This window comes from Klebsiella sp. X13, from assembly GCF_003323835.1.
Taxonomy (GTDB): domain Bacteria; phylum Pseudomonadota; class Gammaproteobacteria; order Enterobacterales; family Enterobacteriaceae; genus Klebsiella; species Klebsiella ornithinolytica.
Genome location: NZ_CP030874.1, coordinates 469857 through 487643, shown reverse-complemented (window position 1 = coordinate 487643; position 17787 = coordinate 469857). Strand labels below are relative to the sequence as shown.

At 51.2% G+C, this 17787-nt stretch carries 32 protein-coding genes; 5 read left to right on the top strand and 27 right to left on the bottom strand.

The annotated features are described in order from the left end of the window. Positions 1-81: 81 nt before the first annotated feature. The 5 genes from def to mscL all read left to right on the top strand — a co-directional run bounded on the left by def (position 82) and on the right by mscL (position 4847). Positions 82-591 (top strand): peptide deformylase, encoded by a 510-nt coding sequence (gene def, locus DSD31_RS02375; protein ID WP_113990813.1) that lies wholly within the window; start codon positions 82-84, stop codon positions 589-591. A 14-nt stretch (positions 592-605) separates the two neighbouring features. Beyond that, positions 606-1553, top strand: a complete 948-nt coding sequence (fmt, locus tag DSD31_RS02370; protein ID WP_113990812.1) for a methionyl-tRNA formyltransferase — start codon at positions 606-608, stop codon at positions 1551-1553. A 51-nt stretch (positions 1554-1604) separates the two neighbouring features. After that, on the top strand, positions 1605-2900 hold the full coding sequence (gene rsmB, locus DSD31_RS02365) for a 16S rRNA (cytosine(967)-C(5))-methyltransferase RsmB (RefSeq protein WP_004868331.1): 1296 nt from the start codon (positions 1605-1607) through the stop codon (positions 2898-2900). Between the two features lie 13 nt (positions 2901-2913). After that, complete coding sequence (trkA, locus tag DSD31_RS02360) at positions 2914-4290, top strand: Trk system potassium transporter TrkA (RefSeq protein ID WP_004868333.1); 1377 nt, start codon at positions 2914-2916, stop codon at positions 4288-4290. 143 nt (positions 4291-4433) lie between these two features. Next, entirely contained in the window at positions 4434-4847 is a 414-nt protein-coding gene (gene mscL, locus DSD31_RS02355; RefSeq protein WP_004868336.1) for a large-conductance mechanosensitive channel protein MscL, read from the top strand. Here the strand turns inward: mscL and DSD31_RS02350 are convergent, their stop codons facing one another. From DSD31_RS02350 to rplB, 27 genes are all read right to left on the bottom strand, one after another. Next, positions 4848-5063, bottom strand: coding sequence for an alternative ribosome-rescue factor A (locus DSD31_RS02350; protein ID WP_004868338.1), 216 nt, complete (start codon positions 5061-5063; stop codon positions 4848-4850). It abuts the gene before it with no gap. Between the two features lie 57 nt (positions 5064-5120). Then, complete coding sequence (gene zntR, locus DSD31_RS02345) at positions 5121-5546, bottom strand: Zn(2+)-responsive transcriptional regulator (RefSeq protein WP_015585629.1); 426 nt, start codon at positions 5544-5546, stop codon at positions 5121-5123. A 2-nt stretch (positions 5547-5548) separates the two neighbouring features. Next, positions 5549-5917, bottom strand: a complete 369-nt coding sequence (locus DSD31_RS02340; RefSeq protein WP_004868343.1) for a DnaJ family domain-containing protein — start codon at positions 5915-5917, stop codon at positions 5549-5551. 107 nt (positions 5918-6024) lie between these two features. Beyond that, positions 6025-6411, bottom strand: coding sequence for a 50S ribosomal protein L17 (gene rplQ, locus DSD31_RS02335; protein ID WP_004868344.1), 387 nt, complete (start codon positions 6409-6411; stop codon positions 6025-6027). Positions 6412-6451: 40 nt separating this feature from the next. Next, a complete protein-coding gene (locus DSD31_RS02330; RefSeq protein WP_002919219.1) occupies positions 6452-7441 on the bottom strand; it encodes a DNA-directed RNA polymerase subunit alpha in 990 nt (329 codons plus the stop codon). Between the two features lie 25 nt (positions 7442-7466). Beyond that, positions 7467-8087, bottom strand: coding sequence for a 30S ribosomal protein S4 (rpsD, locus tag DSD31_RS02325; protein WP_004868345.1), 621 nt, complete (start codon positions 8085-8087; stop codon positions 7467-7469). Between the two features lie 33 nt (positions 8088-8120). Continuing rightward, a complete protein-coding gene (rpsK, locus tag DSD31_RS02320) occupies positions 8121-8510 on the bottom strand; it encodes a 30S ribosomal protein S11 (RefSeq protein WP_004138423.1) in 390 nt (129 codons plus the stop codon). A 16-nt stretch (positions 8511-8526) separates the two neighbouring features. Continuing rightward, positions 8527-8883 (bottom strand): 30S ribosomal protein S13, encoded by a 357-nt coding sequence (gene rpsM / locus DSD31_RS02315; protein WP_004868349.1) that lies wholly within the window; start codon positions 8881-8883, stop codon positions 8527-8529. 146 nt (positions 8884-9029) lie between these two features. Then, positions 9030-9146 (bottom strand): 50S ribosomal protein L36, encoded by a 117-nt coding sequence (gene rpmJ, locus DSD31_RS02310; RefSeq protein ID WP_000868187.1) that lies wholly within the window; start codon positions 9144-9146, stop codon positions 9030-9032. A 31-nt stretch (positions 9147-9177) separates the two neighbouring features. After that, positions 9178-10509, bottom strand: coding sequence for a preprotein translocase subunit SecY (gene secY, locus DSD31_RS02305; protein ID WP_004868351.1), 1332 nt, complete (start codon positions 10507-10509; stop codon positions 9178-9180). Positions 10510-10516: 7 nt separating this feature from the next. Next, the gene (gene rplO / locus DSD31_RS02300) at positions 10517-10951 is read right to left on the bottom strand and encodes a 50S ribosomal protein L15 (protein WP_004868352.1); all 435 of its coding nucleotides are present in this window, start codon (positions 10949-10951) and stop codon (positions 10517-10519) included. A gap of 3 nt (positions 10952-10954) precedes the next feature. After that, on the bottom strand, positions 10955-11134 hold the full coding sequence (gene rpmD, locus DSD31_RS02295) for a 50S ribosomal protein L30 (protein ID WP_001140434.1): 180 nt from the start codon (positions 11132-11134) through the stop codon (positions 10955-10957). A 3-nt stretch (positions 11135-11137) separates the two neighbouring features. Beyond that, complete coding sequence (gene rpsE, locus DSD31_RS02290) at positions 11138-11641, bottom strand: 30S ribosomal protein S5 (protein ID WP_004106339.1); 504 nt, start codon at positions 11639-11641, stop codon at positions 11138-11140. A gap of 14 nt (positions 11642-11655) precedes the next feature. Further along, positions 11656-12009 carry a 50S ribosomal protein L18 gene (rplR, locus tag DSD31_RS02285; RefSeq protein WP_000358960.1) on the bottom strand — a complete coding sequence of 118 codons (354 nt, stop codon included), beginning with the start codon at positions 12007-12009 and terminating at the stop codon, positions 11656-11658. Positions 12010-12018: 9 nt separating this feature from the next. Next, a complete protein-coding gene (rplF, locus tag DSD31_RS02280; protein ID WP_004868354.1) occupies positions 12019-12552 on the bottom strand; it encodes a 50S ribosomal protein L6 in 534 nt (177 codons plus the stop codon). Between the two features lie 12 nt (positions 12553-12564). Continuing rightward, positions 12565-12957: a 30S ribosomal protein S8 gene (gene rpsH / locus DSD31_RS02275; protein ID WP_004106343.1), complete on the bottom strand. Its 393-nt coding sequence runs from the start codon at positions 12955-12957 to the stop codon at positions 12565-12567. Positions 12958-12990: 33 nt separating this feature from the next. Further along, the gene (gene rpsN / locus DSD31_RS02270) at positions 12991-13296 is read right to left on the bottom strand and encodes a 30S ribosomal protein S14 (protein WP_002919667.1); all 306 of its coding nucleotides are present in this window, start codon (positions 13294-13296) and stop codon (positions 12991-12993) included. Positions 13297-13310: 14 nt separating this feature from the next. Continuing rightward, the gene (gene rplE, locus DSD31_RS02265; protein WP_001096206.1) at positions 13311-13850 is read right to left on the bottom strand and encodes a 50S ribosomal protein L5; all 540 of its coding nucleotides are present in this window, start codon (positions 13848-13850) and stop codon (positions 13311-13313) included. A 14-nt stretch (positions 13851-13864) separates the two neighbouring features. Continuing rightward, positions 13865-14179 carry a 50S ribosomal protein L24 gene (rplX, locus tag DSD31_RS02260; protein WP_004106345.1) on the bottom strand — a complete coding sequence of 105 codons (315 nt, stop codon included), beginning with the start codon at positions 14177-14179 and terminating at the stop codon, positions 13865-13867. Between the two features lie 10 nt (positions 14180-14189). Then, a complete protein-coding gene (gene rplN / locus DSD31_RS02255; protein ID WP_002919748.1) occupies positions 14190-14561 on the bottom strand; it encodes a 50S ribosomal protein L14 in 372 nt (123 codons plus the stop codon). A gap of 161 nt (positions 14562-14722) precedes the next feature. After that, on the bottom strand, positions 14723-14977 hold the full coding sequence (rpsQ, locus tag DSD31_RS02250; RefSeq protein ID WP_004868357.1) for a 30S ribosomal protein S17: 255 nt from the start codon (positions 14975-14977) through the stop codon (positions 14723-14725). Further along, positions 14977-15168 (bottom strand): 50S ribosomal protein L29, encoded by a 192-nt coding sequence (gene rpmC, locus DSD31_RS02245; RefSeq protein WP_004868359.1) that lies wholly within the window; start codon positions 15166-15168, stop codon positions 14977-14979. The genes rpsQ and rpmC overlap by 1 nt, the downstream gene beginning before the upstream one ends. Beyond that, complete coding sequence (gene rplP, locus DSD31_RS02240; RefSeq protein ID WP_002919759.1) at positions 15168-15578, bottom strand: 50S ribosomal protein L16; 411 nt, start codon at positions 15576-15578, stop codon at positions 15168-15170. The genes rpmC and rplP overlap by 1 nt, the downstream gene beginning before the upstream one ends. Positions 15579-15590: 12 nt before the next feature. Continuing rightward, the gene (gene rpsC / locus DSD31_RS02235) at positions 15591-16289 is read right to left on the bottom strand and encodes a 30S ribosomal protein S3 (protein WP_002919766.1); all 699 of its coding nucleotides are present in this window, start codon (positions 16287-16289) and stop codon (positions 15591-15593) included. Positions 16290-16306: 17 nt separating this feature from the next. After that, positions 16307-16639: a 50S ribosomal protein L22 gene (rplV, locus tag DSD31_RS02230; protein WP_002919773.1), complete on the bottom strand. Its 333-nt coding sequence runs from the start codon at positions 16637-16639 to the stop codon at positions 16307-16309. Between the two features lie 14 nt (positions 16640-16653). After that, positions 16654-16932: a 30S ribosomal protein S19 gene (gene rpsS / locus DSD31_RS02225; RefSeq protein ID WP_001138115.1), complete on the bottom strand. Its 279-nt coding sequence runs from the start codon at positions 16930-16932 to the stop codon at positions 16654-16656. Positions 16933-16948: 16 nt separating this feature from the next. After that, positions 16949-17770 carry a 50S ribosomal protein L2 gene (gene rplB, locus DSD31_RS02220; RefSeq protein WP_002919786.1) on the bottom strand — a complete coding sequence of 274 codons (822 nt, stop codon included), beginning with the start codon at positions 17768-17770 and terminating at the stop codon, positions 16949-16951. Positions 17771-17787: the final 17 nt, after the last annotated feature.

The following is a 17787-nucleotide window of genomic DNA, read 5'->3' as shown; positions in this document are numbered from 1 at the left end:
GCGAGACTGTCAATTACAGGGGGTTTTGTCTAGAATAGAGCTAATAATCTTATCAACTCCTGAATACGACTCTGGATCTTTATGGCAGTTTTGCAAGTGTTACATATCCCGGACGAGCGCCTTCGCAAAGTCGCTGAACCGGTAAAAGAAGTTAATGCGGAAATTCAACGTATCGTCGATGATATGTTCGAGACGATGTACGCGGAAGAAGGTATTGGTCTGGCCGCTACCCAGGTGGATATTCATCAGCGCATTATCGTTATCGATGTCTCAGAAAACCGTGAAGAGCAGCTGGTGTTAATCAACCCGGAGCTGTTGGAAAAAGACGGTGAAACGGGCATCGAAGAAGGTTGCTTGTCTATCCCGGAACAGCGTGCACTGGTGCCACGTGCCGAAACCGTGAAGATTCGTGCATTGGATCGCGAAGGCAAGTCGTTTGAACTGAATGCTGACGGCCTGCTGGCTATCTGTATCCAGCATGAAATGGATCACCTGGTAGGCAAACTGTTTATCGATTATCTGTCGCCGCTAAAACAACAGCGTATTCGCCAGAAAGTTGAAAAACTGGACCGTTTGCGTACGCGTGCCTGAGGACAAGGACTAACGTGTCACAATCACTACGTATTATCTTTGCGGGAACCCCCGATTTTGCAGCGCGTCATCTCGATGCGCTGCTGTCGTCTGGGCACCAGATCGTTGGCGTATTTACCCAGCCCGATCGCCCCGCTGGCCGCGGTAAAAAGCTCATGCCGAGCCCGGTAAAAGTGCTGGCTGAAGCTAACAATTTGCCGGTATTCCAGCCGGCATCCCTGCGTCCACAGGAAAACCAGCAGCTGGTCTCCTCGCTTAATGCCGATGTCATGGTCGTCGTCGCGTATGGACTGATTCTGCCAAAAGCGGTTCTGGATATGCCGCGCCTTGGCTGTATTAACGTCCACGGTTCTCTTCTGCCGCGCTGGCGCGGAGCGGCGCCTATACAGCGCTCACTCTGGGCGGGTGATGCCGAAACCGGTGTGACCATCATGCAGATGGATGTCGGTCTGGATACAGGAGACATGCTGCATAAACTCTCCTGCCCGATCGCTGCGCAAGATACCAGCGCCAGTCTGTATGACAAGCTGGCAGAGCTCGGCCCACAAGGGTTACTGGAAACGTTAACTCAGCTCGCAGACGGCTCAACTCAGCCGGAAGTCCAGGATGAGGCATTGATGACCTACGCTGAGAAGCTCAGTAAAGAAGAAGCGCGCATTGACTGGTCTCTTTCCGCTGCGCAGCTCGAACGTTGTATTCGCGCCTTCAACCCGTGGCCCATGAGCTGGCTGGAAATTGATGAGCAACCGGTGAAAGTGTGGCAGGCATCCGTCATTGCTGAAACCAGCGGTGCTGAACCTGGTACGATCGTGGCCGCTGGCAAGCAAGGCATTCAGGTGGCAACCGGCAATGGCATCCTGAACCTCGAGTCATTGCAGCCGGCAGGTAAAAAAGCAATGAGCGCCCAGGACTTGCTAAATTCTCGCCGGGAATGGTTTATCCCCGGTAACCGTCTCTCCTGACGGTAGTCATTTCTAAGGCCCGGGTTTACCGGGCATTTTTATTTTGCGGTTATGAAAAAAAATCTAAATTTACGCAGTCTGGCGGCGAAAGCCGTTGAGCAGGTTGTTGAGCAAGGTCAGTCATTAAGTAACGTTCTGCCGCCATTACAGCAAAAGGTCGGGGAAAAGGACAAAGCGCTGCTGCAAGAGCTGTGCTTTGGTGTCCTGCGTACCCTCAGCCAGCTGGACTGGCTGGTTAACAAACTGATGGCTCGCCCGATGACGGGCAAACAGCGAACCGTTCACTATTTAATTATGGTGGGGTTTTATCAGCTGCTCTATACCCGCATTCCAGCCCATGCTGCGCTGGCAGAAACGGTGGAAGGCGCGGTAGCCATCAAACGCCCGCAGTTGAAGGGACTTATCAACGGCGTTTTACGCCAGTTTCAGCGCCAGCAGGAAGCTTTGTTGGCCGAATTTGCCCAAAGTGAGAGTCGTTTTCTTCATCCGGCATGGCTGCTCAAGCGTCTGCAAAAATCATGGCCGCAGCAATGGCAGGCTATTGTCGATGCAAATAACCAACGCCCGCCCATGTGGCTGCGCGTAAACCGCAGTCATCATTCACGCGATGAGTGGCTTGCGCTGCTGGAAGAGGCCGGACTGCACGGGTTTACCCACCCTGATTATCCGGATGCGGTGCGTCTGGCCACGCCGGCCCCCGTTCAGGCATTACCAGGATTCGACCAGGGCTGGGTTACCGTCCAGGATGCTTCAGCCCAGGGCTGTATGCGCTACCTGACCCCGGAAAACGGCGAGAGAATCCTCGACCTGTGTGCTGCACCCGGCGGTAAAACGACGCATATTCTGGAAGTTGCGCCGCAGGCCAGCGTCCTGGCGGTTGATATTGATGAGCAGCGCCTGTCGCGTGTCTATGACAACCTGAAGCGACTCGGCATGAAAGCGCAGGTGAAGCAGGGTGATGGCCGCTATCCCGCTCAGTGGTGCGAAGACGAACAGTTCGATCGCATTCTGCTCGATGCCCCCTGTTCAGCAACCGGCGTCATTCGTCGTCATCCGGATATTAAATGGCTACGCCGCGATCGCGACATTGCCGAGCTGGCCCAGCTGCAGGCGGAGATTCTTGACGCCATCTGGCCTCACCTGAAACCTGGCGGAACACTGGTCTACGCGACCTGCTCAATTCTTCCGGAAGAGAATAGCCAGCAAATTGCTGCATTCCTGAAGCGTACGCCAGATGCAGAGCTCAGCCTCACCGGCACGCCTGAGCAGCCGGGCGTGCAAAATTTGCCCGGCGCAGAAGAGGGTGACGGGTTCTTTTACGCTAAGCTGATCAAACATCGGAAATAATGGATCACTGCTGATGAAGATTATTATTCTGGGCGCCGGTCAGGTAGGCGGAACTCTCGCGGAAAACCTCGTGGGAGAGAACAACGATATCACCCTGGTCGACACCAATGGTGACCGCCTGCGCAGCCTGCAGGATAAATTCGACCTTCGCGTTGTTCAGGGGCACGGTTCCCATCCACGCGTGCTGCGTGAAGCAGGCGCCGATGATGCCGACATGCTGGTTGCCGTAACCAGTTCAGATGAAACCAATATGGTCGCCTGCCAGGTTGCCTATTCACTGTTCAATACGCCTAATCGTATTGCGCGTATCCGTTCTCCGGATTATGTACGGGATGCCGAAAAACTGTTCCACTCGGAAGCGGTGCCTATCGATCATCTGATCGCCCCTGAACAGTTAGTTATCGACAACATCTACCGACTTATTGAATACCCGGGAGCACTGCAGGTCGTAAACTTTGCCGAAGGTAAAGTCAGCCTCGCGGTGGTAAAAGCCTACTACGGCGGTCCACTGGTGGGGAATGCGCTCTCGACAATGCGCGAACATATGCCGCATATCGATACTCGCGTAGCGGCCATTTTCCGCCACGACAGGCCCATTCGCCCGCAGGGTTCGACAATCGTTGAAGCCGGCGATGAAGTATTCTTCATTGCCGCATCGCAGCATATTCGTGCCGTCATGAGTGAGCTACAGCGCCTGGAAAAACCCTATAAGCGCATCATGCTGGTTGGCGGGGGGAATATCGGCGCAGGTCTTGCTCGTCGTCTTGAGAAAGATTACAGCGTTAAGCTGATCGAACGCGATCAGCAACGCGCCGCCGAGCTTGCGGAGAAACTACAGAATACGATCGTCTTCTATGGCGATGCCTCGGATCAGGAGCTGCTGGCGGAAGAACACATCGATCAAGTGGATCTCTTTATTGCCGTCACCAACGACGATGAAGCTAATATCATGTCCGCAATGCTGGCCAAACGGATGGGCGCTAAAAAAGTCATGGTGTTGATCCAGCGGAAAGCCTACGTCGATCTGGTGCAGGGTAGCGTGATCGATATTGCTATATCGCCGCAGCAAGCCACGATCTCCGCCCTGCTGAGCCATGTCCGTAAGGCTGATATTGTTGGCGTCTCCTCCCTGCGCCGCGGTGTCGCGGAGGCCATTGAAGCTGTGGCTCACGGCGATGAAAGTACCTCCCGTGTAGTAGGTCGCGCGATCGATGAGATCAAGCTACCGCCGGGCACGATCATCGGTGCTGTCGTCCGTGGCAATGACGTAATGATCGCGAATAATAACCTGCGTATTGAACAGGGCGATCACGTCATTATGTTTCTGACCGACAAAAAATTTATATCCGACGTCGAGCGTCTTTTCCAACCCAGTCCTTTCTTCCTCTAATTGCACGGGCGCCTGTATGGCGCCCTTTTTGATTATCCTTTATATATCAGGGGATAATATTTTTTAGCAATTATTCAACAGCAATGGCAAATGGAAATACATTTGATAAACTTACTTCTGTTAGCGGGTTTATGGAGAATAAAATGAGTATTTTAAAAGAGTTTCGCGACTTCGCGATGCGCGGGAATGTTGTTGATTTAGCAGTGGGTGTCATCATTGGTGCGGCATTTGGTAAAATTGTATCGTCACTGGTTGCCGATATTATTATGCCGCCACTTGGCCTGCTGATTGGTGGAATTGATTTTAAATCGTTCGCCGTCACGTTACGCGATGCACAGGGCGATGTCCCGGCTGTTGTAATGCATTATGGGGTGTTTATCCAGAACGTGTTTGATTTCGTGATCGTGGCCTTTGCCATTTTTATGGCAATCAAGCTGATGAATAACCTGAATCGCAAAAAGGCAGAAGCTCCTGCTGCGCCACCGGCACCAACGAAAGAAGAAGTCTTGTTGAGTGAGATTCGCGATCTGCTGAAAGAACAGAATAACCGTTCGTAATCAGGCAACAGAAAGCAGAAGGCCAGTGGTAAAAAAGTGATTCACTCTTTTGCCACTGGCCTCCCGGTCATTCCGCCCCACATGTTTATCTTTACGTTGGTAGCTACCTTTCCCCTTCCGGTTTTTCTCTACTCTCTGTCTGAATAACGGGTCATGTAGCAACGCCTCAATGGCATTGTCTTTTATTTGCCCTTTCGTATGTTGATAGCGGCTCATAATAGCTCCTGAATGTGAATGAGATCGGCGCGAGTGTAGATCCGCGCGATGAAAAAATCAACGTTCCACCGTAGCACTACTGGCTCCTTGCTCAAGGGCCTCGAGAATAGAACAATACACGCTGCTATGAGCTGTGCCGCAGCAGGCCTCATTGAGTCGTTGCAATGAACGGCGCATTGTTTGTAGCTCTTTAATTCGTGCGTCGACTTCGCTCAGGCGTGCCTGAACAATGCCTTTTGACTCCTGACAGGTATGATGCTCCGGATCGACACGGATCGACAATAATTCGCGGATCGCTTCAAGGGTAAACCCGAGCTGACGGGCATAGCGGATGAAACGCAGGCGCTGAAGGTCGTTCTCGGTATAGAGGCGAAATCCACCTTCTGTACGTACATCGTGAGCCATCATCTGCTGTTTTTCATAGTAGCGAATGGTATCGGGTGTGACATCAGCCAGCTTTGCGAGTTCACCAATACGGTACATACCTACTCCTCATCAATTTTATTCTGAAGCCTGTCAGCATATTCACCGCGTAAAAAATCAGTATTCAATCCTGCCTGGCGTAACTTCAGTTCCAGTAACGCAAGTCGGCGGCTGAGCTCTGCATAGTGCGGATCGTCCGGACGGGCCGCTTTTAATAAATCGACCAGCGCAACGGCTTCTCGTCGTTGCTCAAGTTCAGGAGGCAGACAGCCGGCATTTTTGAGTAAGCGGTAGCCCGCGCGTAGTTCAGGTGGCACATGCAGGTCATCGTCCAAAGTCAGTGGCTCTCCACGACCAGGAAGATCATCAAACTCGCCTTTGGTTTGTGCGTCAAGGATATGGCGTTCTGCCCACTGATCCAGCAACCACATCATTCGGCTCCGGGGATGAACAAAAAGAATACAGATATTGTAGTGAAGCAGCCGTAGCGAGGATATAAAAAAACCCGCCGAGGCGGGTTTTTTTACGTTACTACAGATTACTCTGCAGCAGCTTCTGCTTTCAGCTCAGCACGATCAACCAGCTCGATGTATGCCATCGGCGCGTTGTCGCCTGCACGGAAGCCACACTTCAGAATGCGAGTGTAACCACCGGCGCGGCTCGCGAAACGCGGGCCCAGCTCGTTAAACAGTTTTGCCACGATCTCGTTATCACGAGTACGGGCGAATGCCAGACGACGATTAGCAACGCTATCAGTCTTGGCAAGAGTAATCAGCGGCTCAACTACGCGACGCAGTTCTTTCGCTTTCGGCAGGGTCGTCTTGATGATTTCATGACGAACCAGCGAACCAGCCATGTTACGGAACATAGCCTGGCGATGGCTGCTGTTGCGGTTCAGTTGACGACCACTCTTACGATGGCGCATGACCTTATCCTTCTCAGTAAAACCTTAACCTGTGATCCGGTTACTCGTCAGCAATGCTTGCCGGTGGCCAGTTTTCCAGGCGCATGCCCAGAGACAGACCACGTGAAGCCAGCACGTCTTTAATCTCGGTAAGAGATTTTTTACCCAGGTTCGGCGTTTTCAGCAACTCAACCTCGGTACGCTGTACCAGATCACCGATATAGTGGATAGCTTCTGCCTTGAGGCAGTTAGCAGAGCGGACAGTCAATTCGAGATCGTCAACAGGGCGCAGCAGGATCGGATCGAATTCTGGTTTCTCTTCTTTCACTTCCGGCTGACGTACATCACGTAAGTCAACGAAAGCTTCCAGTTGTTCTGCCAGGATGGTTGCCGCACGACGAATCGCCTCTTCAGGATCGATTGTGCCGTTGGTTTCCATTTCGATGACCAGCTTGTCCAGGTCGGTACGCTGTTCTACACGCGCTGCTTCAACATTGTAGGCAATACGCTCTACCGGGCTGTAGCATGCGTCGACCAGCAGACGGCCGATTGGGCGCTCATCTTCTTCCGAATGAATTCGGGCAGAAGCCGGCACATAACCGCGACCGCGCTGAACTTTGATACGCATGCTAATAGCAGCGTTCTCATCGGTCAGGTGGCAGATCACATGTTGCGGCTTGACGATTTCGACATCACCGTCATGGGTAATGTCGGCTGCGGTCACAGGGCCAATGCCAGATTTATTCAAAGTAAGGATGACTTCATCTTTACCCTGAACTCTCACCGCAAGCCCTTTCAGGTTGAGCAGGATTTCAAGGATATCTTCCTGAACGCCTTCTTTGGTGCTGTACTCGTGCAGTACACCATCAATCTCAACCTCGGTCACCGCGCAACCCGGCATCGATGAGAGCAGAATACGGCGCAGTGCGTTACCCAGAGTATGGCCAAAGCCACGCTCTAAAGGCTCAAGGGTCACCTTGGCGTGCGTCGAACTCACTTGCTCGATATCGACCAGGCGCGGTTTTAGAAACTCTGTCACAGAACCCTGCATTGTGTCCTCTCTTTGGTACTAAGCTTTACTTGGAGTAAAGCTCGACGATCAGGTGTTCGTTAATGTCCGCAGACAGATCAGAACGTTCCGGCTGACGCTTGAACGTACCTTCCATCTTGCCAGCATCAACTTCCAGCCAGGTTGGCTTTTCACGCTGCTCAGCCAGCTCCAGAGCGGCTTTCACGCGAGATTGCTTTTTCGCTTTCTCACGAATGCTAACAACGTCGTTCGCTTTAACCTGATAAGAAGCAATGTTAACAACACGACCGTTTACCATGATAGCTTTGTGGCTAACCAGCTGACGTGATTCAGCACGAGTCGCGCCGAAGCCCATACGGTATACAACGTTGTCCAGACGACCTTCCAGCAGAGCTAACAGGTTTTCACCGGTGTTGCCTTTCAGACGTGCTGCTTCTTTATAGTAGTTACGGAACTGACGCTCCAGCACACCGTACATACGGCGAACTTTTTGCTTTTCACGCAACTGCACACCATAGTCAGACAGACGCGGCTTACGCGCACCGTGCTGGCCAGGAGCTTGTTCAATTTTACACTTGGTATCGATCGCGCGAACGCCAGACTTAAGGAATAAGTCGGTGCCCTCACGACGGCTCAGCTTGAGCTTAGGACCCAAATATCTTGCCATTTTCTTTCTCCAACAATCCTAGAAACGAGCGCGTTATACGCGACGTTTTTTCGGCGGACGACAACCGTTATGAGGGATCGGAGTCACATCAGTAATATTAGTGATGCGGAAACCAGCGGCGTTCAGTGCACGAATGGTAGATTCGCGACCCGGACCCGGACCTTTGACCATAACTTCCAGATTCTTGATGCCGTATTCTTTTACGGCTTCAGCGCAACGCTCTGCTGCAACCTGAGCTGCAAACGGAGTGGATTTGCGAGAACCACGGAAACCGGAACCACCGGCTGTTGCCCAACCCAGTGCGTTACCCTGACGATCGGTAATGGTAACGATGGTGTTGTTAAAAGAAGCATGGACATGAGCCACGCCATCAGAGACTTGTTTTCTTACACGCTTACGTGCACGAACTGGTGCCTTTGCCATTATTCAATCACCCCGATTATTTCTTGATCGGTTTACGCGGACCCTTACGGGTACGTGCGTTGGTCTTAGTACGCTGACCGCGAACCGGAAGACCACGACGATGGCGTAAACCACGATAGCAACCAAGGTCCATCAGACGCTTGATGCTCAGGGTGATTTCACGGCGCAGATCACCTTCAACGACAAATTTACCTACTGCTTCACGCAGGGATTCAATTTGTTCTTCAGACAGCTCACTGATCTTAACATTTTCAGCGATACCCGTGTCAGCACAGATGGCTTTAGAGCGGGTCTTGCCGATACCGAAAATAGCAGTTAATGCGATTACGGTATGTTTCTGATCAGGAATGTTAATGCCTGCTATACGGGCCACTATGCACTCCTACTATTTAATATGTACGCACCATGCTGAAAAGCCCGTTTTCAGGATACTCAAATGGAAACGCACAGACATACAAAAGATTGGCTGGCTAATCTAGCCAGCTCAATCCAACTTTGCAAGAAAAATATGCGAAAAAATCAGCCTTGGCGCTGTTTATGCTTTGGCTCGGCACTGCAAATCACGCGGATGACGCCATCACGCTTAACGATTTTGCAGTTACGGCATAATTTCTTGACGGAAGCACGAACTTTCATTTTTACTCTCCGTAACTTCTCGGGCGCCCTGTTAGCGGCCGTAGCCTTTCAGGTTCGCCTTCTTCAATGCAGACTCGTACTGACTTGACATCATCAGAGTTTGCACTTGAGCCATAAAGTCCATAATCACAACGACAACAATAAGCAGCGAGGTTCCACCGAAGTAGAACGGCACTTTCATTGCATCACGCATGAACTCCGGGATCAGGCAGATAAAGGTAATGTATAACGCACCAACTAGGGTCAGGCGAGTCATCACTTTATCAATATACTTCGCCGTTTGCTCTCCCGGACGAATTCCTGGTACAAATGCACCGGACTTCTTCAGGTTATCTGCTGTTTCACGCGGGTTGAAAACCAACGCCGTGTAGAAGAAACAGAAGAATATGATTGCAGACGCATAGAGTAACACATAAAGCGGTTGCCCAGGCTGCAAATACAGCGAAATTGTTGTCAGCCAGTTCCAACCGGTTCCGCCCCCGAACCATGACGCGATGGTCGCAGGGAACAGAATAATACTGGAAGCGAAGATTGCCGGGATAACCCCTGCCATATTCACTTTCAGCGGTAAATGTGTGCTCTGTGCAGCATAGACACGACGACCTTGTTGACGCTTCGCGTAGTTCACCACAATGCGGCGTTGACCACGTTCTACGAATACAACAAAGAAGGTCACGGCAAATACTAATACTGCAACCAACAGCAACAGGAGGAAGTGCAGGTCGCCTTGACGCGCTTGCTCGATAGTATGGGCGATGGCTGGCGGGAGACCCGCAACAATACCAGCGAAGATAATGATCGAAATACCGTTACCGATACCACGTTCAGTAATCTGTTCGCCGAGCCACATCAGGAACATCGTCCCTGTGACCAGACTTACAACAGCGGTGAAATAGAATGCAAAGCCTGGATTCATCACCAGGCCCTGCATACCAGGCATATTCGGCAGACCGGTAGCAATACCGATCGACTGGAATATCGCCAGCACCAGAGTACCGTAGCGGGTGTACTGGCTGATCTTACGACGACCAGACTCCCCTTCTTTCTTTATTTCTGCCAGCGGCTGATAAACAACCGTCAACAGTTGGACAATAATCGATGCCGAAATATACGGCATGATACCCAAAGCAAAGATAGAAGCACGGCTGAGAGCACCACCAGAGAACATGTTGAACATTTCAATGATGGTGCCTCGCTGTTGCTCAAGCAGTTTGGCAAGTACAGCGGCATCAATACCAGGGATCGGAATAAAAGAACCAATACGGAACACAATCAGCGCACCGATAACAAACAAAAGTCTGCGTTTCAGTTCGCCAAGTCCACCTTTGGCACTTTGAAAATCTAATCCCGGTTGCTTAGCCATCTGCTACTTATTCCTCAATTTTACCGCCAGCAGCTTCGATAGCAGCACGAGCACCTTTAGTCACACGCAGGCCACGAACAGTTACCGGACGAGCTACCTCACCAGACAGGATCACTTTCGCGAACTCAATCTGAATACCGATAATGTTAGCTGCTTTCAGCGTGTTCAGGTCGACTACATCGCCTTCTACGTGAGCCAGATCAGACAGACGAACTTCTGCAGTGATCATCGCTTTACGAGAAGTGAAGCCGAATTTCGGCAGACGACGGTACAGAGGCATCTGACCACCCTCGAAACCGCGACGTACGCCACCGCCAGAACGAGAGTTCTGACCTTTGTGACCACGACCACCGGTTTTACCGAGGCCAGAACCGATACCACGACCAAGGCGTTTACCCGCCTTTTTGGAGCCTTCGGCCGGAGACAGAGTATTTAAACGCATCTCTTACTCCTCAACTTTAACCATAAAGGAAACCGCGTTGACCATACCACGAACAGCAGGAGTATCCTCGCGTTCTACGGTGTGACCAATACGACGCAGACCCAGGCCAAGCAGCGTTGCCTTGTGTTTCGGCAGACGACCGATTGCACTGCGGGTTTGAGTAATTTTAATAGTCTTTGCCATGGTTTATTTCCCCAGAATTTCTTCAACGGATTTACCACGCTTGGCAGCGACCATTTCTGGAGAATTCATATTTTCCAGGCCATCAATAGTTGCACGAACCACGTTGATCGGGTTGGTGGAACCATATGCTTTAGCCAGAACGTTATGAACTCCAGCAACTTCCAGAACGGCGCGCATTGCACCACCGGCGATGATACCGGTACCTTCGGAAGCTGGCTGCATGAATACACGAGAACCCGTGTGAACACCTTTAACCGGGTGTTGCAGGGTGCCGTGGTTCAGCGCGACGTTAATCATATTGCGACGGGCTTTTTCCATCGCTTTCTGGATCGCTGCTGGAACTTCACGCGCTTTACCGTAACCAAAACCTACGCGGCCATTACCATCACCAACTACAGTCAGAGCTGTGAAGGAGAAAATACGACCACCTTTAACGGTTTTAGATACGCGGTTAACCGCGATCAGCTTTTCCTGCAGTTCGCCAGCTTGTTTTTCGATGTGAGCCATCTTACACCTCTACCTTAGAACTGAAGGCCAGCTTCACGGGCAGCATCTGCCAGTGCCTGGACACGACCATGATATTGGAACCCGGAACGGTCAAAGGAAACATCTTTGATGCCTTTTTCCAGAGCGCGTTCAGCAACAGCTTTACCCACAGCTGCAGCCGCGTCTTTGTTACCGGTGTACTTCAGTTGTTCAGCGATAGCTTTTTCTACAGTAGAAGCAGCTACCAGAACTTCAGAACCGTTCGGTGCAATTACCTGTGCGTAAATATGACGCGGGGTACGATGTACCACCAGGCGAGTTGCACCCAGCTCCTGGAGCTTGCGGCGTGCGCGGGTCGCACGACGGATACGAGCAGATTTCTTATCCATAGTGTTACCTTACTTCTTCTTAGCCTCTTTGGTACGCACGACTTCGTCGGCGTAACGAACACCCTTGCCTTTATAAGGCTCAGGACGACGGTAGGCGCGCAGATCTGCTGCAACCTGACCGATCACCTGCTTATCAGCGCCTTTCAGCACGATTTCAGTTTGAGTCGGGCATTCTGCAGTGATACCGGCCGGCAGTTTGTGTTCAACAGGATGAGAGAAACCTAAAGCCAGGTTTACTACATCCCCTTTAACCGCTGCACGATAACCTACACCAACCAGCTGAAGCTTTTTAGTGAAGCCTTCGGTAACACCGATAACTACTGAGTTAAGCAGGGCACGCGCGGTACCAGCCTGAGCCCAACCGTCTGCGAAACCATCACGCGGACCGAAGGTCAGTGCATTATCTGCATGTTTAACTTCAACAGCATCGTTGAGAGTACGAGTCAGCTCGCCATTCTTACCTTTGATCGTAATAACCTGACCGTTGATTTTTACGTCAACGCCGGCAGGAATAACGACCGGTGCTTTAGCAACACGAGACATTTTTTCCTCCGATTAGGCTACGTAGCAGATAATTTCGCCACCAAGACCAGCTTGGCGCGCTGCACGATCAGTCATAACACCTTTAGAGGTAGAAATAACTGCGATACCCAGACCCGCCATAACTTTTGGCAGCTCATCTTTACGCTTATAGATGCGCAGACCTGGGCGGCTGACACGCTGAATGCTTTCTACAACAGCTTTACCCTGGAAATACTTAAGAGTCAGTTCCAGTTCCGGCTTGATGTCGCCTTCAACTTTAAAATCTTCAATAAAGCCTTCTTCCTTCAGCACGTTGGCAATTGCCACTTTCAGCTTGGAGGAAGGCATGGTGACCGCAGCTTTATTCGCGGCCTGACCGTTACGGATACGGGTCAGCATATCCGCGATCGGATCTTGCATGCTCATCTGTCTTTACTCCCGTGATTCAATTGGTGACAATTACCAGCTAGCCTTTTTCAGACCCGGGATTTCACCGCGCATTGCGGCTTCACGGACCTTGATACGGCTCAACCCGAACTTCCGCAGGAAACCATGCGGACGACCTGTTTGACGGCAGCGGTTACGCTGACGAGACGGGCTGGAATCACGCGGCAGAGTCTGCAGCTTGAGAACGGCATTCCAACGATCTTCGTCGGTTGCGTTCACATCAGAGATGATAGCTTTCAGTTCAGCGCGTTTAGCGAAGAATTTATCAGCTAAAGCCACGCGCTTTACTTCGCGTGCTTTCATTGATTGCTTAGCCATTAAGTAACCCTACCTTACTTGCGGAACGGGAAGTCAAAGGCAGCCAGCAGAGCGCGGCCTTCTTCATCAGATTTCGCAGTAGTGGTAATGGTAATATCCAAACCACGAACGCGGTCGACTTTATCGTAGTCGATTTCTGGGAAGATGATCTGCTCACGGACACCCATGCTGTAGTTACCACGACCGTCGAAAGACTTAGCGGACAAGCCACGGAAGTCACGGATACGCGGTACAGCAATAGTGATCAGGCGCTCAAAGAACTCCCACATGCGTTCGCCACGCAGAGTTACTTTACAGCCGATCGGATAGCCCTGACGGATTTTGAAGCCTGCAACTGATTTGCGTGCTTTGGTGATCAACGGCTTTTGACCGGAGATTGCTGTCAGATCAGCTGCTGCGTTATCCAGCAGTTTCTTGTCAGCGATCGCTTCACCAACACCCATGTTCAGGGTGATCTTCTCGACCCGAGGGACTTGCATGACAGAATTGTAGTTAAACTCAGTCATGAGTTTATTAACTACTTCGTCTTTGTAGTAATCATGCAGTTTCGCCATCGTACTACTCCAAATTACTTGATAGTTTCGCTGTTAGACTTGAAGAAACGGACTTTTTTGCCGTCTTCGAATCTAAAGCCTACACGGTCAGCCTTGCCGGTTGCCGCATTGAAGATTGCAACGTTAGAAACCTGAATAGCAGCTTCTTTTTCAACGATGCCGCCTGGTTGGTTCAGAGCCGGAACCGGCTTCTGGTGTTTCTTAACCAGGTTGATACCTTCAACAATGAGCTTGCCGGAAGACAAGACATTCTTAACTTTACCGCGTTTACCTTTATCTTTACCGGTTAACACGATAACTTCGTCATCACGACGGATTTTCGCTGCCATGATTCGCTCCTTAGAGTACTTCTGGTGCCAGAGAGATAATTTTCATGAACTTCTCGGTACGAAGCTCACGAGTTACCGGCCCAAAAATACGCGTACCGATGGGCTGCTCGCTGTTATTGTTCAGAATAACGCATGCATTACCATCGAAGCGAATGACAGAACCGTCCGGGCGACGAACACCCTTCTTGGTGCGCACCACTACCGCCTTCAGCACATCACCTTTCTTGACCTTACCACGCGGAATTGCTTCCTTGATGGTGATCTTGATGATGTCGCCTACGCCTGCGTAGCGACGGTGCGAGCCACCCAGAACCTTGATACACATTACGCGACGTGCACCGGAGTTGTCGGCGACGTTCAGCATAGTCTGTTCTTGGATCATTTTAGTGCTCCGCTAATGTCAACTACTACTGAGACCCAAAGTCGGGCCGTTAAAAATCCCCATATCGAGGGCGCGGCATTATAACACCGGAAATCGGATATGGGTAGAAAAAATAAACGGCTCATCGCTGAGCCGTTTATCCGTTGAGAATGCAGGCTCTATTACAGAACTGCTTTCTCTACAACGCGAACCAGCGTCCAGGACTTAGTCTTGGACAGCGGACGGCATTCGTGGATTTCGACCACGTCGCCGATACCGCATTCGTTGTTCTCGTCATGTACGTGCAGTTTGGTCGTACGCTTGATGAATTTACCGTAGATCGGGTGTTTCACAAAACGTTCGATAGCAACAACGATGGATTTCTCCATTTTATTGCTAACTACGCGACCTTGCAGAGTACGGATTTTATCGGTCATTACGCACCCGCCTTCTCAGTCAGTAAAGTCTTAACGCGTGCAACATCACGACGCACTTGCTTCAGCAGATGAGTCTGTTGCAGCTGGCCACTTGCAGCCTGCATACGCAGGTTGAACTGCTCACGCAGCAGGTTCAGCAGCTCAGCGTTCAGCTCTTCAACGCTTTTTTCACGCAGCTCTTTTGCTTTCATTACATCACCGTCTTAGTTACAAAGGTGGTTTTGATAGGCAGTTTCGCTGCTGCCAGGCCGAAGGCTTCACGGGCCAGCTCTTCCGGTACGCCGTCCATTTCATAAAGGACTTTACCCGGCTGAATCAAGGCAACCCAGTACTCCACGTTACCTTTACCTTTACCCATACGAACTTCCAGCGGCTTCTCGGTGATCGGTTTGTCCGGGAATACACGGATCCAGATCTTACCTTGACGCTTAACTGCACGGGTCATAGCACGACGTGCTGCTTCGATCTGACGTGCAGTCAGACGACCACGGCCAACAGCTTTCAGACCGAAAGTGCCGAAGCTAACATCCGTACCCTGCGCCAGACCACGGTTGCGGCCTTTGTGCACTTTACGGAATTTTGTACGCTTTGGTTGTAACATCAGCGACGCTCCTTATTTACGGCCTTTACGCTGCTGCTTTTTAGGTTGAGCAGCCGGTTCCGGTTGTTCAACAGCAGCCATACCACCCAGGATCTCGCCTTTGAAGATCCATACCTTAACGCCGATTACACCGTAAGTGGTGTGCGCTTCAGAGGTGTTGTAGTCGATGTCAGCACGCAGAGTGTGCAGCGGTACGCGACCTTCACGGTACCATTCGGTACGTGCGATTTCCGCGCCGCCCAGACGGCCGCTAACTTCAACTTTGATACCTTTAGCGCCCAGACGCATTGCGTTCTGTACAGCACGCTTCATCGCACGACGGAACATAACGCGACGTTCCAGCTGAGAAGTGATGCTGTCAGCAACCAATTTAGCGTCCAGTTCTGGCTTACGAACTTCGGCGATATTGATCTGTGCAGGAACGCCAGCGATATCCGCTACGACCTTGCGCAGTTTTTCTACGTCTTCGCCTTTCTTACCGATCACGATGCCCGGGCGAGCAGTGTGAATAGTCACACGGATGCTCTTAGCCGGACGCTCGATAACGATACGAGATACGGACGCTTTAGCCAGTTCTTTAGTCAGGAACTGACGTACTTTAAAATCGCTGTCCAGGTTGTCAGCGAATTCTTTGGTGTTCGCGAACCAGGTAGAGTTCCATGGTTTGACAATACCCAGGCGAATACCATTAGGATGTACTTTCTGACCCATTGCTAGTCTCCAGAGTCTCAGCGATCGGACACAACCACAGTGATGTGGCTGGTGCGCTTCAGGATGCGATCTGCACGACCTTTCGCACGCGGCATAATGCGCTTCATGCTCGGGCCTTCGTCTACGAAAATTTTCGCAACTTTCAGATCGTCAATGTCAGCGCCATCGTTGTGTTCAGCGTTAGCAATGGCAGATTCCAGTACCTTCTTGACCAGTACAGCAGCTTTCTTGTTGGTGTAGGTCAGAATATCCAGGGCCTGCGACACTTTCTTACCGCGAATCAGGTCAGCTACAAGGCGAACCTTCTGAGCAGAAGAACGAGCATGGCGATGTTGAGCTAAAGTTTCCATCTCTTCCTCCTACCTTATTTCTTCTTCGCTTTTTTATCAGCAGCGTGGCCGCGATAAGTACGAGTCGGTGCGAATTCACCCAGTTTGTGACCAACCATTTCGTCGGAAACAAAAACTGGAACGTGCTGACGACCATTATGGACAGCGATGGTCAAACCGATCATGTTAGGAAAGATCGTTGAACGACGGGACCAAGTGCGCAGGGGCTTCTTGTCTCCGCTTTCCACCGCTTTCTCTACCTTCTTCAGCAAGTGCAGGTCAATAAAAGGACCTTTCTTGAGAGAACGTGGCATGGCTTATCCTCTAAAATTATTTGCTACGGCGACGTACGATGAATTTATCAGTACGCTTGTTGCTGCGGGTCTTCTTACCTTTGGTCTGCAGGCCCCACGGGGATACCGGGTGCTTACCAAAGTTACGACCTTCACCACCACCATGTGGGTGGTCGACTGGGTTCATCGCAGTACCGCGAACGGTAGGACGAACACCACGCCAGCGTGCAGCACCTGCTTTACCCAGTACGCGCAGCATATGCTCAGCATTGCCAACTTCGCCCAGAGTAGCGCGGCAGTCTGCTTCGACTTTACGCATTTCACCAGAACGCAGACGCAGGGTGACATAAGCACCGTCGCGAGCAACGATCTGAACGTAAGTACCAGCGGAACGAGCCAGCTGACCGCCTTTACCTGGTTTCATTTCTACGTTATGAACGGTAGAACCAACCGGGATATTGCGCATCGGCAGGGTGTTGCCTGCTTTGATTGCAGCATCAACGCCAGACTGAATCTGGTCGCCAGCTTTCAGGCCTTTAGGGGCCAGGATGTAACGGCGTTCGCCATCTTTGTACAGAACCAGCGCGATGTTCGCGGAACGGTTCGGATCGTACTCAAGACGCTCAACAACTGCCGGGATACCATCTTTGTTGCGTTTGAAGTCAACAATACGGTAAGCCTGCTTGTGGCCACCACCGATATGACGAGTGGTGATACGGCCATTGTTGTTACGACCACCGGATTTGCTGTTTTTTTCCAGCAACGGAGCAAAAGGTTTGCCCTTGTGCAGCTCAGGGTTAACCACTTTAACAACGTGGCGACGACCCGGAGATGTCGGTTTACATTTAACAACTGCCATTGTATTACTCCTCCGAC